Origin of the sequence: Streptomyces sp. NPDC088746 (assembly GCF_044751065.1) — a bacterium.
Classification (GTDB): Bacteria; Actinomycetota; Actinomycetes; order Streptomycetales; family Streptomycetaceae; genus Streptomyces.
Map to the genome: position 1 here is coordinate 778,397 of NZ_JBIVLA010000001.1, position 16,353 is coordinate 794,749.

15 protein-coding genes are annotated in these 16,353 nt (G+C 71.5%); 12 read left to right on the top strand and 3 right to left on the bottom strand.

Going from position 1 to position 16,353, the window contains the following annotated elements; translation table 11 throughout:
• Positions 1-107 precede the first annotated feature (107 nt).
• The 3 genes from ACIP63_RS03810 to ACIP63_RS03820 are packed head-to-tail and all read left to right on the top strand — an operon-like array spanning position 108 to position 4,168.
• Positions 108-2,327, top strand: coding sequence for an MMPL family transporter (locus tag ACIP63_RS03810; RefSeq protein ID WP_401511142.1), 2,220 nt, complete (start codon positions 108-110; stop codon positions 2,325-2,327).
• A gap of 4 nt (positions 2,328-2,331) precedes the next feature.
• Complete coding sequence (locus ACIP63_RS03815) at positions 2,332-3,516, top strand: sensor histidine kinase (RefSeq protein ID WP_401511144.1); 1,185 nt, start codon at positions 2,332-2,334, stop codon at positions 3,514-3,516.
• A 1-nt stretch (position 3,517) separates the two neighbouring features.
• Positions 3,518-4,168, top strand: a complete 651-nt coding sequence (locus ACIP63_RS03820; protein WP_401511146.1) for a response regulator — start codon at positions 3,518-3,520, stop codon at positions 4,166-4,168.
• Between the two features lie 2 nt (positions 4,169-4,170).
• Here the strand turns inward: ACIP63_RS03820 and ACIP63_RS03825 are convergent, their stop codons facing one another.
• On the bottom strand, positions 4,171-4,839 hold the full coding sequence (locus tag ACIP63_RS03825; RefSeq protein WP_401512252.1) for a pirin family protein: 669 nt from the start codon (positions 4,837-4,839) through the stop codon (positions 4,171-4,173).
• A gap of 81 nt (positions 4,840-4,920) precedes the next feature.
• Between ACIP63_RS03825 and ACIP63_RS03830 the strand changes: the two genes are divergently transcribed.
• From ACIP63_RS03830 to ACIP63_RS03855, 6 genes are all read left to right on the top strand, one after another.
• Positions 4,921-6,120, top strand: coding sequence for a CdaR family transcriptional regulator (locus ACIP63_RS03830; RefSeq protein WP_161198863.1), 1,200 nt, complete (start codon positions 4,921-4,923; stop codon positions 6,118-6,120).
• An 89-nt stretch (positions 6,121-6,209) separates the two neighbouring features.
• Positions 6,210-7,124, top strand: coding sequence for an ACP S-malonyltransferase (locus ACIP63_RS03835; protein WP_401511149.1), 915 nt, complete (start codon positions 6,210-6,212; stop codon positions 7,122-7,124).
• Between the two features lie 13 nt (positions 7,125-7,137).
• Positions 7,138-8,169 carry a ketoacyl-ACP synthase III gene (locus ACIP63_RS03840; protein WP_401511150.1) on the top strand — a complete coding sequence of 344 codons (1,032 nt, stop codon included), beginning with the start codon at positions 7,138-7,140 and terminating at the stop codon, positions 8,167-8,169.
• Positions 8,170-8,232: 63 nt separating this feature from the next.
• The gene (locus ACIP63_RS03845; protein ID WP_028439857.1) at positions 8,233-8,481 is read left to right on the top strand and encodes an acyl carrier protein; all 249 of its coding nucleotides are present in this window, start codon (positions 8,233-8,235) and stop codon (positions 8,479-8,481) included.
• Between the two features lie 74 nt (positions 8,482-8,555).
• Positions 8,556-9,818 carry a beta-ketoacyl-ACP synthase II gene (fabF, locus tag ACIP63_RS03850; protein WP_401511153.1) on the top strand — a complete coding sequence of 421 codons (1,263 nt, stop codon included), beginning with the start codon at positions 8,556-8,558 and terminating at the stop codon, positions 9,816-9,818.
• 119 nt (positions 9,819-9,937) lie between these two features.
• Positions 9,938-10,549, top strand: a complete 612-nt coding sequence (locus tag ACIP63_RS03855) for a hypothetical protein (RefSeq protein WP_401511155.1) — start codon at positions 9,938-9,940, stop codon at positions 10,547-10,549.
• Positions 10,550-10,634: 85 nt separating this feature from the next.
• On the opposite strand, the gene ACIP63_RS03860 is transcribed toward ACIP63_RS03855, so the two are convergent.
• On the bottom strand, positions 10,635-11,129 hold the full coding sequence (locus tag ACIP63_RS03860) for a DUF3145 domain-containing protein (protein ID WP_401511158.1): 495 nt from the start codon (positions 11,127-11,129) through the stop codon (positions 10,635-10,637).
• Between the two features lie 363 nt (positions 11,130-11,492).
• Here ACIP63_RS03860 and ACIP63_RS03865 point away from each other — a divergent pair, with 363 nt between their 5' ends.
• The 3 genes from ACIP63_RS03865 to ACIP63_RS03875 all read left to right on the top strand — a co-directional run bounded on the left by ACIP63_RS03865 (position 11,493) and on the right by ACIP63_RS03875 (position 15,462).
• Positions 11,493-12,398, top strand: coding sequence for an SGNH/GDSL hydrolase family protein (locus ACIP63_RS03865; RefSeq protein ID WP_401511160.1), 906 nt, complete (start codon positions 11,493-11,495; stop codon positions 12,396-12,398).
• Between the two features lie 11 nt (positions 12,399-12,409).
• Positions 12,410-13,402: an aldose epimerase family protein gene (locus ACIP63_RS03870; RefSeq protein WP_401511162.1), complete on the top strand. Its 993-nt coding sequence runs from the start codon at positions 12,410-12,412 to the stop codon at positions 13,400-13,402.
• A 125-nt stretch (positions 13,403-13,527) separates the two neighbouring features.
• A complete protein-coding gene (locus ACIP63_RS03875) occupies positions 13,528-15,462 on the top strand; it encodes a flavin monoamine oxidase family protein (RefSeq protein WP_401511165.1) in 1,935 nt (644 codons plus the stop codon).
• Between the two features lie 40 nt (positions 15,463-15,502).
• Here the strand turns inward: ACIP63_RS03875 and ACIP63_RS03880 are convergent, their stop codons facing one another.
• On the bottom strand, positions 15,503-16,294 hold the full coding sequence (locus tag ACIP63_RS03880; RefSeq protein WP_401511167.1) for an EI24 domain-containing protein: 792 nt from the start codon (positions 16,292-16,294) through the stop codon (positions 15,503-15,505).
• Positions 16,295-16,353: the final 59 nt, after the last annotated feature.

The following is a 16,353-nucleotide window of genomic DNA, read 5'->3' on the forward strand; positions in this document are numbered from 1 at the left end:
GTCCGTAAGTTCCCAGTGACGCCCGGCCCTTGTCCACCGGGTGGTGGACGCGGGGGTCGGTCGGGAGGTCGTTTCGGGGACGGGGTCCCTCCGGCCAGGCTTTCGGCATGAGACAACTACCTGTACGCATGGCCCGATGGAGCGCCCGGCACGCCGGGCGGGCGATCGCCGGCTGGTTCGCGTTCGTCGTCCTGTGCCTCGTCGCCGGCATCGCGATGGGAACCAACCAGGCCACCACCGAGGACTTCTGGGTCGGCGAGGCGGGACGCGCCGAGGCGATGGCCACCGAGGGCGGCCTGGAGCGCTCCCCCACCGAGCGCATCATGATCCGGGCCAGGTCGGGGCAGCTGGACATGGCAGCCGCCGGCGCGGCGGCCCAGGACGTGACCGCGCGGATGCGCGACCTGCCCGAGGTGGAGAGCGTGGCCGCTCCCGTCCGCTCGGAGGACGGCGAGGTCCTGCTGGTCTCGGTGGTCCTGAACGGCCCCGAGCTGAAGGGGAAGAAGAACGTCGTACCGCTCCTGGAGCAGACGGCGGAGGTAGGCGCGGACCACCCGGACCTGGTGGTGGAGGAGACCGGGTCTCCCGCGATCAGCAAGGGCGTCAACGACCAGCGCGGTGAGGATCTCGCACTCTCCGAGCGCATCAGCCTGCCCGTCACCGTCATCACCCTGCTGATCGTGTTCGGCTCGGTGACCATGGCGGGCGTGCCGTTGCTGCTGGCGCTCTCCTCGATCGCCGCGGCGATCGGGCTGTCCATGGTCGCCTCGCACGTCATGCCCGACGCCGGGGTCGGCATGAACCTCATCCTGCTCATCGGCCTCGCGGTCGGCGTCGACTACACGCTCTTCTACCTGAAGCGTGAGCGTGAGGAACGGGCCCGCGCGGGCGGGCGGCTCAGCTCGGAAGCGCTGGTGGAGCTGGCGGCGGCGACGGCGGGCCGGGCCATCGTGGTCTCGGGGCTCGCCGTGATCGTCTCCACGGCCACCCTGTATCTGGCCACGGACGTCATCTTCTCCTCACTGGCGACCGGGACCATCCTCGTCGTGGCCGTCGCCGTCGCCAGCTCGCTCACCGTGCTCCCCGCGCTGCTGGTCAAGATCGGCCACCGTACGGAACGCCTCGCCCCCCGGAGAGCCGCCCGGAGGGCCGCCCGCCGGGCGAAGTGCGGCAAGCCGGCCCGGGCCGGGAAGCCGGAGACCGGGCGGATGTTCGGCGCCCTGCTGCGCCCGGCCCGGACCCGTCCCGTCCTCACCCTGTGCCTCTCGGTCCTCGTCATGCTCGGCCTGGCGGCTCCCGCGCTCGGCCTGAAGCTCGTCGACCCGGGCAAGGACACCTTCTCCCGCGACATCCCGGCCATGCAGGTCTACGACCGGCTGACCGGGAGCTTCCCCGAACTCTTCGTCACGCACGAGGTCGTGGCCCGCTCCACCCCGGAGCGGGCGGCGCAGGTCGAGCAGGCGCTGGAGGACCTCGGACGGCGGGTCCAGGCCGATCCGCTGTTCGCCAGGAAGACCGAACCGACGGTGCGTACGTCCGCCGACGGCCGGATCAGCGTGCTGGAACTCTCGGTCCCCCACCCCGCGCCCTCCGCCGAGGCGATCGAGTCGCTCGGACACCTCCGCCAGGACCACATCCCCGCGACCGTCGGCCTGCTGTCCGGCGTGGAGACGGGGGTGAGCGGCGACGTGGCCCGGGGCCAGGACTACGTGGCGCACGAGAGCGGCAAGCTGCCGCTGGTCCTCGGGTTGCTGTTGCTGATGACCTTCCTGATGACCGTGTGGGCGTTCCGCTCGGTGGTGATCGGCGTCATCGGGGTCGTACTCAACCTGCTGTCCGCCGGAGCGTCGCTCGGCATGCTCGTCCTGGTCTTCCAGGGGACGTGGGCGGAGGGCCTGCTGGCCTTCGACTCCCTCGGGGCGATCGCGTCCAGGGTGCCGCTGTTCCTCGTGGTGATCCTCTTCGGCCTGTCGATGGACTACCAGGTGTTCGTGGTCAGCCGGATCCAGGAGGCCAGGCAGCACGGCATGCCCGCCCGTGAGGCGGTCCTGGAGGGCATCAACCGGTCGGCCAAGGTGGTGACCAGCGCCGCGATCGTGATGGTGACCGTCTTCGGCGCGTTCGTGGCCCTGCACCTCACGGAGATGAAGCAGATGGGCTTCTGCCTGGCCGTGGCCGTGCTGCTGGACGCCGTGGTCATCCGGCTCATGGTCCTGCCGTCGGTGCTGCTGCTCCTCGGTGAACGTGCCTGGTGGCCGGGGCGCTCCGGGCGGCGGGACGAGCGGGCCGAGGTCCCTGCCGCCGGGCTGCCGGCGGAAGTAGGCTGACGCGGTGAAGCAACGGCCGCAGCCCGACACCGAGTTGACCGTACCGTCGCTGCACCGGTGGAACGCCGTGTTCTGGGTGCTGCTGGGCGTGGTCCCGCCCGCCCTGGCGGTCGCCGACGCCCCTGGCGCGACGAGGTATCCGGTGCTGGCGCTGCTGGCCGTGCTCGCCCTGGCGTACGGCGCGGTGGGGCTGTTCCCCGGCAGCCCCGTCCTGCGCCCGCGCCCCTACCTGTACGTCCTCGTCGTGGGCCTCGGCGCGATGTCGTACCTCCTGGACGGTGGCGCGGCGCTCTTCGTGGTGACGCTGCCGCACTTCTGGATCTACACCACGAGCGCGCGGGCCGCGATCGCCCTCAGCGGGGCCGCGGCGGCGGGGGTCGTGGCCGGCAACGTCGTTCGCCAGGGCCGGGACGGGGAGTTCTTCACCGGCAACGTGATCTTCACGGTCATCGGCTACGCGGCCGGCGTGCTGATCGGGATGGGCGTACGCCGCCTCACCGAGGACGCCGACGCGCGGGCCCGCCGGCTGAGCTCCGAACTGGAGGACGCCCGGCTCCGGCTGGTCGAGGCGCACCACCGCCAGGGCGCGGCGGACGAGCGCGAACGTCTCGCGCGGGAGATCCACGACACGCTCGCCCAGGGCTTCGCGTCCATCATCGTGCTCGCGGAGGCGGCCAGATCCGGCCTGGAGAGCGACCCGGGCAGGAGCGGGAAGCAACTGCTCGCGATCGAGAACACCGCCCGCGAGAACCTCGCCGAGGCGCGTGTCCTCGTCGGTTCCGCCCCGCGCAGCGGCGTCGCCGCCGGCTCGGTGGCGGACACGCTGCGCCGGACCCTGGACCGCTTCACCGAGGACACCGGGATCGGCGTCGCCTCCGAACTGCCGGACGTCGCCTGCGACCAGCAGACCCGGATCGCCCTCCTGCGCTGCACCCAGGAGTCCCTCGCCAACATCCGCAAGCACGCGGCGGCCTCCGCCGTGGAGGTGGTCCTCACCGCGCAGCCGTACGGGGTGGAGCTGGAGATCACCGACGACGGCCGCGGCTTCGTGGCCGAGGACTCCCACGGCTTCGGGCTGCACGGCATGCGCAAGCGGCTGGCCGAGCTCGGCGGCGAGCTCACCGTCACCAGCTCGGTCGGCGACGGCACGCGTGTCCTGGCCATGATTCCCACCGACGGACAGGGCTGAGATGACGCGAGGGACGGCGGAGAAGAAGCTCCGGATCATCGTGGCGGACGACCATACGGTGATGCGCGCCGGGGTCGTCGCCCTGCTGGCCGACGAGCCCACCATCGAGATCGTCGGCGAGGCCGAGGACGGCCGGGCGGCCGTCGGGCTCGTCGAACGGCTGGAGCCCGACGTGGCGCTGATGGATCTGCGGATGCCCGTCCTCGACGGGACGAGCGCCACCACGGAGATCGTCGCCGGGCCCGCCCGGACCCGGGTGCTGATCCTGACCACGTACGAGACCGACGCGGAGATCGAGCGCGCGGTCGAGGCCGGCGCCATCGGCTACCTGCTCAAGGACGCCACCCGCGAGCAGCTGGTGGACGCCGTCCACTCCGCGTCCCGGGGCGAGACGGTGCTGGCTCCGCGCGTCGCGGCGCGGCTGGTGGCCCGGATGCGGAGGCCGGCCCCGGTGACGCTGACGAGACGGGAGGTGGACGTGCTGGGGGCGGTGGCGGACGGGCTGTCCAACGTGGAGATCGGCCGCCGGCTGGTCATCACGGAGGCCACGGTGAAGACGCATCTGCTGCGGGTCTTCGCCAAGTTGGACGTCGGCGACCGTACGCACGCGGTGGTCAGGGCGCTGGAACTGGGGCTGCTGGCGCGGCCGTGAGCTCACACCTCGGCGAGCTCCCAGAGCAATGTCTCGGCGGGTTCCAGCGCCTCCAGCTCCAGGCCCCGGGACTCTGTGATCCGGGCCGAGTCGCCCGGCCCCAGCTCCTCGCCCGCGAGGAGCACGCGGCCCCGTACGACGTGGACGTAGACGCCCGCCGCGTCGGGCACGGCGGCCCGCTCGCCCTCGGACTGCCGGCGCACATGGAGCATGGCGCCCGCCTCGGGGAGGGCGTAGGGGGTGGAGTCGGCGATCCCGGCGACGTGTGTGTAGGAGGGCTCGCCACCGGCCCGCAGAGGGGCCAGCCACATCTGGATGAACGTCAGCGGGTGTTCCCCGTCGTTGCGCTCGACATGCCGCACCCCGGCGGCCGAGCTGAGGTGCTGGACGTCCCCGGCCCGTACGACGGTGGCGTGCGAGGCCGAGTCGCGGTGGGTGAGTTCGCCCTCCACCACCCAGGTGACGATCTCGGTGTGGCTGTGCGGATGCTCGTCGAAGCCGGCGCCCGGGGCGAGACGCTCCTCGTTGCAGGCCAGGATCGGCCCGAAGCGCAGATTGTCCGGGTCGTAGAACCGCCCGAAGGAGAAGGCGTGCAGCGTCTCGATGCCCGCGGAGTCCCCCGTGGCCGGGTCCCCGCCGCGGAAGCGGTCCCCGGAGCGGCGTACGTACATCACGCCACCAAGGTATCCCCGTCGGCCGGTCTTCCGCCCCGCCCCTCCGGGCACCTGTCCCGATAAGGCAGTCTTGTGTGCGTGCCCCGACCCGATCCTGAGCAGCCCGCCTCGCATGACGCCCATCTCCACGCCGCGACCCTGAAACGCCTGGAGCAGTCCTCCGGCCGGCTGGCCGCGAACGCCATCGCCCGCATGGACGAGACGCTGCCGTGGTACCGGGCGATGCCACCGGAGAACCGGTCCTGGATCGGCCTGGTCGCCCAGGCCGGTATCGCCGCGTTCACCGAGTGGTTCCGGCACCCGGAGACGCCGCAGGCCATCTCCACCGACGTGTTCGGCACGGCTCCGCGCGAGCTGACGCGGGCGATCACCCTGCGGCAGACCGTCGAGATGGTGCGTACGACGATCGAGGTCATGGAGACCGCGATCGAGGAGGTCGCGGCGCCCGGCGACGAGTCGGTGCTGCGTGAGGCGCTCCTCGTCTACGCGCGCGAGATCGCGTTCGCGACCGCGCAGGTCTACGCGCAGGCCGCGGAGGCCCGCGGCGCGTGGGACGCCCGCCTGGAGTCGCTCGTGGTGAACGCGGTGCTGTCCGGCGAGGCGGACGAGGGCGCCGTGTCGCGGGCCGCCGCCCTCGGCTGGAACTCCCCCGAGCATGTGTGCGTCGTCCTCGGCACCGCCCCCGAGGGTGACAGCGAGCTCACCGTGGAGGCGATCCGGCGGGCGGCCAGGCACGCGAAGCTCCAGGTCCTGACCGGGGTCCTCGGACACCGTCTGGTGGTGATCGCGGGCGGCAGCGACAACCCCCTGAACGTCGCGAAGTCGCTGATCGGACCGTATGCGGCCGGTCCCGTCGTCGCCGGGCCCGTGGTGCCCGACCTCCTCGCGGCCACCCGTTCCGCGCAGGCCGCGGCCGCCGGTCTCAAAGCCTGCTCGGCGTGGCAGGACGCTCCGAGGCCCGTCCTGTCGGACGATCTCCTTCCTGAGCGTGCGATGGCGGGAGACCCCGCCGCGCGCGATCAGCTGGTGGAGGAGATCTACAGACCGCTCGAAGAAGCGGGTTCGGCACTTCTGGAGACGCTGAGTGTGTATCTGGAGCAGGCGAGCAGTCTTGAGGGCGCGGCACGGATGCTGTTCGTGCACCCCAATACCGTGCGCTACCGGCTGCGACGTGTGACCGACGTCACCGGCTGGTCACCCTCCGACGTCCGTTCCGCGTTCACGCTGCGGATCGCCCTCATCCTGGGGCGCTTGGCCGCCGGGGACACTCAGTCCTAGACTTTTGTCGAACTTCAACAATTCCCCTGACGGTTCTTCGTCCCTGTCCCCACGGGCATCCGGGGCCGTCCACAAGAGAGAGTGTGAGGGTGCTCGTACTCGTCGCTCCCGGCCAAGGCGCTCAGACGCCCGGCTTCCTGACTCCCTGGCTCGAACTCCCCGGTGCCGCCGACCGCATCGCGGGATGGTCCGACGCCATCGGGCTCGACCTTGCCCATTACGGCACGAAGGCCGACGCGGACGAGATCCGCGACACGGCGGTGGCTCAGCCGCTGCTGGTCGCCGCGGGTCTCCTCTCCGCCGCCGCCCTGGACGCCTCCCCCGGCGTCGTCGCCGGACACAGCGTCGGTGAGATCACCGCCGCCGCGCTGGCCGGTGTCATCGACGACGAGTCGGCGCTCCGTCTCGTACGCACCCGGGGGCTCGGCATGGCCGAGGCCGCCGCGGTGACCGAGACCGGCATGGCCGCGCTCCTCGGCGGGGAGCCGGACGTCACGGTCCCGCACCTCGAGAAGCTGGGGCTCACCCCGGCCAACGTCAACGGCGGCGGGCAGATCGTCGCCGCCGGCACAGCGGCGCAGATCGCCGCGCTGGTCGAGGACAAGCCCGAGGGCGTGCGCCGCGTGGTGCCGCTCCAGGTGGCCGGCGCGTTCCACACGCACCACATGGCTCCGGCCGTGGACAAGCTGCGTGAGGCCGCCACCGCCCTGACGGTCACCGACCCGAAGATCACATACGTGTCGAACGCCGACGGGAGGACGGTCGCCGCCGGCGACGAGGTCATCTCGCGGCTCGTCGGCCAGGTCGCCAACCCGGTCCGCTGGGACCTGTGCATGGAGACCTTCGCCGAGCTCGGTGTCACCGCCCTCATCGAGGCAGCCCCGGGTGGGACCCTGGTCGGGCTCGCCAAGCGCGCTCTGCCCGGTGTGAAGACCCTCGCGCTCAAGACCCCCGACGACCTCGACGCGGCCCGCGCGCTCATCTCCGAGCACGCAGGCGCCTAAGGAGCCCGAGAGCATGTCGAAGATCAAGCCCAGCAAGGGCGCCCCGTACGCACGGATCATGGGTGTGGGCGGCTACCGCCCGACCCGTGTCGTGCCCAACGAGGTGATCCTCGAGACGATCGACTCGTCCGACGAGTGGATCCGCTCCCGCTCCGGTATCGCCACCCGGCACTGGGCCTCCGACGAGGAGACCGTGTCCATGATGTCCGTGGAGGCCTCCGGCAAGGCGATCGCGGACGCCGGCATCGATCCCGGGCAGATCGGCGGAGTCATCGTCTCCACCGTCTCGCACTTCAAGCAGACCCCCGCCGTCGCCACCGACATCGCGCACAAGATCGGCGCGGGCAAGCCCGCCGCGTTCGACATCTCGGCCGGCTGCGCGGGCTTCGGCTACGGCCTCACGCTCGCCAAGGGCATGATCGTCGAGGGCTCGGCGGAGTACGTACTCGTCATCGGCGTCGAGCGGCTCAGTGACCTCACCGACCTGGAGGACCGCGCGACGGCCTTCCTGTTCGGCGACGGCGCCGGCGCGGTCGTGGTCGGCCCCTCCCAGGAGCCGGCCATCGGCCCCACGGTCTGGGGTTCCGAGGGCGACAAGTCCGAGACGATCAAGCAGACGGTCTCGTGGAACGACCTCCACATCGGCGACGTCTCCAAGCTGCCGCTCGACAAGAACGGCGAGGTCAAGTTCCCGGCCATCACGCAGGAGGGCCAGGCGGTCTTCCGCTGGGCCGTCTTCGAGATGGCGAAGGTCGCCCAGCAGGCGCTGGAAGCCGCCGGGATCTCCCCGGAGGACCTGGATGTCTTCATTCCGCACCAGGCGAACATGCGGATCATCGACTCGATGGTGAAGACGCTCAAGCTGCCGGAGCACGTCACGGTCGCCCGTGACGTGGAAACCACCGGCAACACGTCGGCCGCCTCGATTCCGCTCGCAATGGAGCGGCTTCTGGCGACCGGTCAGGCCAAGAGCGGCGACACGGCGCTCATCATCGGCTTCGGGGCGGGTCTCGTCTACGCCGCGACGGTCGTTACCCTCCCCTAGGCACACCGGACCTTTCGGTCCGCACGCCCGAACCCTGCAGAAACACATCGAAGGAGCGCCAACATGGCCGCCACTCAGGAAGAGATCGTCACCGGTCTCGCCGAGATCGTCAACGAGATCGCCGGTATCCCGGTCGAGGACGTCCAGCTGGACAAGTCCTTCACCGACGACCTGGACGTCGACTCGCTGTCCATGGTCGAGGTCGTCGTCGCCGCCGAAGAGCGCTTCGACGTCAAGATCCCCGACGAGGACGTCAAGAACCTCAAGACGGTCGGCGACGCCGCCGAGTACATCCTGAAGCACCAGGGCTGATCCCAGCCCGTCCCGTGTGTCGCCACCCGGCGGTGGCGCCGCTGATTCCCTCTACACGTGGAGAAGATTTTCCAGTGAGCCCGACCAATCGCACCGTGGTCGTCACCGGTATCGGCGCAACCACTCCGCTGGGTGGCGACTCCGCATCGACCTGGGAAGGTCTGATGGCCGGCCGTTCCGGCGTCAAGCCTCTCGAGGGCGAACGTTTCGCCGAACTGCCCGTCCGGATCGCCGCCCTCGCGGCCGTCGATCCCGGCGAGGTACTGCCCCGACCGCTCGCCCGCAAGCTGGACCGCTCGGCGCAGTTCGCGCTGATCGCCGCCCGCGAGGCGTGGGCGGACGCCGGCTTCACCGGCAAGGCCGGTGAGGACGAGAAGATCCAGCCCGAGCGCCTGGGTTCGGTCATCGCCTCCGGCATCGGCGGCGTGATCACCCTGCTCGACCAGTACGACGTGCTCAAGGAGAAGGGCGTACGCCGCGTCTCCCCGCACACCGTTCCCATGCTCATGCCCAACGGCCCGGCCGCCAACGTCGGCCTGGAGGTCAACGCCCAGGCGGGTGTCCACACCCCGGTCTCCGCCTGCGCGTCGGGCGCCGAGGCCATCGGGTACGCCGTCGAGATGATCCGCACCGGCCGTGCCGACGTGGTCGTCGCCGGTGGCACCGAGGCGGCCATCCACCCGCTGCCGATCGCGGCCTTCGCCAACATGATGGCGATGTCCAAGAGCAACGACGAGCCGGAGAAGGCCTCGCGTCCGTACGACACGGCGCGTGACGGCTTCGTCCTCGGCGAGGGCGCCGGCGTCGTGATCCTGGAGTCCGCGGAGCACGCCGCCGCGCGTGGCGCCAAGGTCTACTGCGAGGTGCTCGGCCAGGGGCTGTCCGCGGACGCCCACCACATCGCGCAGCCCGAGCCCACCGGGCGCGGGATCGCCGCAGCGATGCAGAACCTGCTGGACTCGACGGACCTGAAGCCGTCGGAGGTCGTGCACCTGAACGCGCACGCCACGTCCACGCCGCAGGGCGACATCGCGGAGATCAAGGCGCTGCGTGCGGTGCTGGGCGACGAGCTGGACCATGTCGCGATCTCCGCCACGAAGTCCATGACGGGTCACCTGCTGGGTGGCGCGGGCGGCATCGAGACCGTGGCGACGGTCCTGGCGCTGCACCACCGGATGGCGCCGCCCACCATCAATGTCGACGACCTCGACGAGGCGGTCGACGCGGACGTCGTGCGCGGTGAGCCGCGTGCGCTGCCGGAGGGGTCGATCGCCGCGATCAACAACTCGTTCGGCTTCGGTGGCCACAACGTGGTGCTGGCGTTCCGTTCGGTCTGACCGGCTGATCCTGCCGCGAGGCCCGCTTCCCCCTCGGGAGGCGGGCCTCGCGCGTGTACGTACGTACGTGCGCCGTCGCGGGGCGGCGCCGTCGAACCGTCCGACCGGCGAGGGAAGAGATGCACACGACGATCGCCCCGTTCACGCTCGCGCACTTCAAGGAGAAGCAACCGGTCGGGCTCAGGAAGTTCGGCTGGCAGGGCACCTCCCCCGAGTTCGGCGACATCCGCGTGGTGTACCCGGCGGGGCGGGACATGCCTCACGCGATGGCCACGGAGGCGCGCGGTGGCCTGATACCGACGGCCGTGTTCGAGACGCGTGGTGTGCACGCGGAGGTCCTGTCGATGCCGACCCTCAACCGCTCGACGCTCCGCGTGGGGGACGGCCTCGTGCGGATGAGCCGGAACCGGTGGGCGCCCACACACCGGGGGCGCGCCCTGCACATGACGTACCTGGGTGACGTGTACGAGCTCAGAGCGATCAACCGCCGGGCGTACGAGCTGTCCCGGCGTGCCGATTCCGAGGACCCCGGCTGCGTCATCACCGTACGGCGGTCGGGCCTCGGAAGCGGCCGGAGGATGGCCGTGCGGGCGACCGGCCGCGTCCTGCCCGCCGACGTCACCCTCGCGGTCCTCTTCACCGGGGTCGACCGGTCCGTGCTCACCCGGCGCGGCGCCGTACGGGCAGGCTTCTCCAGGGCCTTGGGCTTCTGGGCGGAGTCCCAGGCCTGAGCCCGCGGCTCGGCGACGTCAGGGGCGCCCAGGGGTAACGTTTCTGCCCGGTCGGCGACCGGGACTCGGACAGAGGCAGGCCCCGTCACACCACCTGGTGCAGCCATCGCACCGGCGCGCCCTCACCGGCGTGGCGGAAGGACTCCAGTTCGTCGTCCCACGGCTTGCCCAGGAGCTTGGCGACCTCGGCCTCCAGGTCCGTCTCGCCGTTCAGGGACCGCGCCAGGGCGGCCCGCAGGCGGTCCTCCGGGACCAGGATGTCGCCGTGCATGCCGGTGACGGCGTGGAAGATGCCGAGACCCGGCGTGGAGCTGTAGCGCTCGCCCTCCGCCGTGGGGCACGGCTCCGCCGTCACCTCGAAGCGCAGCAGGTCCCAGCCGCGGAGGGCCGAGGCCAGCTCCGACGCCGTGCCCGCCCGGCCCTTCCAGGAGAATTCGGACCGCCAGGTGTTGGGCGCGGCCGGCTGTCTGGTCCAGTCCAGCTGGACCCTCACACCGAGTACGCCCGCCACCGCCCATTCGACATGCGGGCACAGCGCGCGCGGTGCGGAGTGAACGTAAAGGACTCCACGTGTCGTCACCGGGACCTCCAGTGTGGGACGAGGTTCGCCTTCCCCAACGGCCTCGCGCCCGTACGGTCTCTTCCCGGCCGGCTCCCGAGGTTGTCATCAGTAAACAGCATCGGGAGTGAATCTCCAGAAAAGGGACAGTATGTGACGTGAGATAACTTACCGGACCCGCCGATCTCGTCCGCGGGCCGGTCGGGCGCCACTGGTTCGACGGGGAAAAGCTACCGTGCGCCGGTGTCGGGTGTGTGACGTACCGTCGGTCCCGGGCCCATGATTCGCTCAGCATTCACCCGCGAGGGCGCGAGGGCCCGCCACCTGGGGCTGTCCGGGTGTGCCAGGGGCACAATCACCCGTGTGACCGAAGGGGAAACAGGGATGCCTGAGCGTTCGCCACGCCGCCGTGACCGCGGCGCCGCGGTCACTCTGGCGGCGGTCGCGCTCGTCGCCGCGGCCGCGCTCACGGGCTGCACCTCCGACGGGGACACGGAGTCGCGGAGCACCCCGGGCGCCCGGAGCCCCTCGCCCACGCCGGCGTGGGACGCGAGCCCCGCCTCCATCGCGGCCGTCGGGGACTCCATCACCCGGGGCTTCGACGCCTGCTCGGTGCTGGCCGACTGCCCCGAGGTGTCCTGGGCTACCGGGACCGACGGCGGGGTGCGCAGCCTCGCCGTACGCCTCCTGGGGGCGTCGAAGGCGGCCTCGCACAGCTGGAACCACGCCGTGTCGGGTGCCAGGATCGCGCAGCTGCCGGAGCAGATGGCGCTGGCCGCGAAGGACCGGCCGGGGCTGGTCACGGTGATGATCGGCGCGAACGACGCCTGCCGGGACTCGGTGCGGCTGATGACTCCGGTGGCCGACTTCCGGGCCTCCTTCGAGGCGTCGATGCGGCAGTTGCGGGCCTCGGCCCCGAAGGCGCAGGTGTACGTGTCGAGCGTGCCGGATCTCAAGCGGCTCTGGTCCACCGGGCGGGAGAACCCGCTGGGCAAGCAGATCTGGAAGCTGGGGATCTGCCGGTCGATGCTGGGCGACGCCGACGACATGGGGGCTGCGGCCGTCGCGCGGCGCGACGCGGTGCTGGCGCGGGTCGTCGCGTACAACGAGGCGCTGCGGGACGTCTGCGCGCGGGACGAGCTCTGCCGCTACGACGGCGGGGCGGTCTTCGACTACCGGTTCACGGGTGCGCAGCTCAGCGAGTGGGACTGGTTCCACCCGGGCCGCAACGGCCAGGCCAGGCTGGCAGAGATCGCTTACCGCGAGGTCACGGCGGCCGGCCGGCCTTAAGGTTGTCGATCATGACTACGGGTGCGGCGGTACACAGCGAAGACTTCTCCACGCTCGACGACGGGACACCCGTCCGGCGCTGGACCCTGGAACGCGGGGGCGCGCGGGTGCGGGTGCTGACGTACGGCGCCGTGGTGCAGTCCGTCGTGGTGCCCGGGCGGGACGGCGTCCGCGCCGAGGTGGCCCTGGGGCTGCCGGACGTCAAGGGGTACGAGACGCACACGGGCCCCTATTTCGGCGCCGTCGTCGGGCGGTACGCGAACCGGATCGCGGGCGGTTCCTTCGTCCTCGACGGGCGTACGCACCGGGTGACGCCGAACGAGGGCCGCAACACCCTGCACGGCGGCGAGCGCGGTTTCGACAAGCGGGTGTGGGACGCCGAGGAGGTGCCGGACGGTGTGCGGCTCTCCCTGGTCTCCGAGGACGGCGAGGAGGGCTTCCCGGGGCGGCTGGCGGTCTCGGTGACGTACACCCTGGACCAGGACGGCGCGCTGCGGATCGCCTACCGGGCGACGACGGACGCGCCCACCGTGGTGAACCTGACGAACCACACGTACTGGAACCTCGCCGGGGCGGACAGCGGGAGCGCGCTCGGGCACGAACTACGGCTCGCGGCAGGGCGGATCACGCCGGTGGACGAGGAGTCGATCCCCACGGGCGAGCTCCTGCCGGTGGACGGGACCCGGTTCGACTTCCGGGAGCCGAAGCCTGTGGGGCCCGGCTACGACACCAACTACGTGCTGGAGGAGACCGGCGGCGAACCGGTCGCCGAGCTGTACGACCCGGCGTCCGGACGCCTGCTGACGGTGCGTACGACGGAGCCGGGGCTCCAGCTGTACACCGCCGACCACATGGACGACGGTCCGTTCGGGGCGTGCGCGGGGATCGCGCTGGAGACGCAGCACTTCCCCGACTCGCCGAACCGCCCGGAGTTCCCGGGCACGGTGCTGCGGCCCGGTGAGGAGTTCGTCTCCACGACGGTGTACGGCTTCTCCGTGCGCTGAGCCTCAACTCCCGCTGGTCCGGCGCGTGTCAACACCGGTCGACCAAGATCACCACCGGGTGAATCAGAGCGCTGGGCGCGCGTCCGCGACGGTCCCGGGCGGTCGCGCACAGCAGGGTGATCAACATGACCTCACCCGTTGATGAATCGTCGTCCGCCCTGCCTTCCCGCCGTGCCGTGATCGCGGGCGCCACCGCCGGTGCCGCGGCCCTCGCCGTGACCGGCGCGGCCCCGTACGCGGGGGCCACGGCGCCCCGGGCGGCTGCCGCCGCGCCGGGAGCGGCGCCCGGGTCCGACCGGGACGCCGCTCTCCTCGTCGCCCGCGCCATCCTCGTGCGCGACGAGAACGACAAGGACCTGATCCCCGGTTACCGCGAGGTCCTGCTGGGCAAGGGCCTGCCCCGCACCCGCGCCGCTCGCAAGAAGGTGCTGGTCGTCGGCGCGGGACCGGCCGGACTCACGGCGGCGCGGCTGCTCCACGAGGCCGGTCACGACGTCACCGTGATCGAGGCCAACGGCAACCGCGTCGGCGGCCGCATCAAGACCTTCCGGGCCGGCGGCCACGAGCAGTCGGAGCCGCCCTTCGCCGATCCGAAGCAGTACGCGGAAGCCGGCGCCATGCGCATCCCGGACAGCCACCCGCTGGTCACCGGACTGATGGCCCATCTCGGGCTGAAGACCCGGCGCTTCCACCTGACCGACGTGGACACCGAGGGGCGTCCCGCCAACCGCACCTGGATCCATGTCAACGGCGTCCGCGTCCGCCGCGCCGACTACGCCGCGAAGCCGCAGGCGGTCAACCGCTCCTTCGGCGTCCCCGCGGCCTACGAGAACACCCCCGCCTCGCAGATCGTGCGGGACGCGTTCGCTCCCGTACGCGCGGAGATCGAGGGCAAGGAGGGCAGCGCCCTGGTCCAGGGCTGGGCGACCGTCCTCCAGCGTTACGGGCACTGGTCGATGTACCGGTACATGACCGAGGTGGCCAAGCTCGACGAGCGCACCATCGACCTCATCGGCACCGTCGAGAACATGACCTCGCGGCTCCATCTCGCCTTCCTGCACAGCTTCATCGGCGCTTCGCTGATCAGCCCCGCGACCTCCTTCTTCGAGCTGCCCGACGGCACGGCGACCCTGGCCGACGCGATGTACGCGCAGGTGAAGGACCTGGTGCACCTGGACCGCCGGGCCACCCGGATCAGCCACTCCGAGGACGGGGTGAGCGTGGAGACGGTCTCCGAGGGCCGGGGCGGCCCCGTCGTCCGGGAGACCTTCACCGGCGACCGGGCCATCGTCACGGTGCCCTTCTCAGGGTTGCGGCACATCCCGGTGGCACCCGCGCTCTCGTACGGCAAGCGGCGCGCGATCACCGAGGTCCACTACGACGCGGCGACCAAGGTGCTGCTCGAATTCAGCCGCCGCTGGTGGGAGTTCGACGAGGCGGACTGGAAGCGCGAGCTGGGAGCGGTGCGGCCGGGGCTGTACGAGGAGTACCGGGCGGGGAAGGCCCCTGCCGACGGTTCGCTGCTGGGGGCGCACCCCTCCGTGCCGCGCGGTCACATCCCGCCCAACCAGCGGGTGCACTACGCGGCGTGCCGGTCCACCGCCCGTGACCAGCCCGAGGCGGCCCACGTCATCGGCGGCGGCTCGGTGACCGACAACGCCAACCGGTTCATGTACCAGCCCTCGCACCGGGTCGAGGGCAGCGAGGGCGGGGTCCTGCTCGCCTCCTACAGCTGGGCCGACGACGCCCTGAAGTGGGACTCGCTGGAGGACGACGAGCGCTATCCGCACACCCTGGGCGGCGTCCAGGACGTGTACGGGCAGCGGATCGAGGTGTTCTACACGGGCGTCGGCCGCACCCAGTCCTGGATGCGTGACCCGTACGCGTACGGCGAGGCGTCCGTGCTGCTGCCCGGGCAGCACACCGAGCTGTTCCCGGATGTGCGGACGCCCGAGGGCCCGCTGCACTTCGCCGGCTGCCACACGTCCATCAAGCCGGCCTGGATCGAGGGCGCCCTGGAGTCCGCGGTCCGGACGGCGCTGGAGGTCCACGGCGCCTGACCCGGAGCGGGCCCCCGGACCGGCCGGTCCGGGGGCCTCCTCAGTCCTTGCGGAGGGTGTACGGCGACGAGGGGACCGGCTCCGGAGCGGGCGAGGGCGGCGCCGTGAGCTCGCGGGCCAGCAGCGTGGCTCCGGCGACGGCGCCCGGCATGAGGAGCACGGCCACGAAGGGGACGAGGAAGGCGAGCACGAGCGGGACCCCGAAGCCCAGGACCATCATGCGGCGGCCCCGCAGCAGCGCGAGCCGGTCCTTCAGGACCATGCCGCGGCGCTGGAGGGCGACGCCGGTGAGCTCCTCGGACAGGAAGTAGCCGGAGACGCAGAAGCCGAGGACGGGGATCACGGTCTGTCCGACGACGGGGATGAACCCGAGGGCGAAGAGCAGCACCCCGTAGAACGCGACGCGCAGCAGGATGCGGACGGAGTCACGGGCGGAGATCCACAGCTCGCGCCAGAGCGGCAGACCCGACTCGGGCACCTCGCCGCCCTCGCTGCGGTCGACCTCCTCGGAGAGCGACTCGTAGAACGGCTGGCCGACCAGCAGGGTCACCGCGGTGAAGGTGATGACCGCGAGGAAGGCCCCGAAGACGAAGACCAGGACGACCAGGGTGTTGCGCAGGAGCCCCAGCCAGGGCGAGGACCAGTCGTCGGCGAACGGTGTGGCCCAGGCGACGAAGTCGTCGGCGCCGTAACCGAGTCCGACCAGCGCGCCCACGTAGACGACGAGGGTGACCAGCGCGGGCAGCAGGCCGAAGCCGAACCACTTGCCGTGTCCGAGGACCCAGCGCTGGCCCTTGATCAAGTACCCGAAACCCGCCCCGAGATCACTCATGGCGCCAGCCTACGTGTGCAAACCATTGACACGTGCCCTGGCCCGTCATTACCGTCACG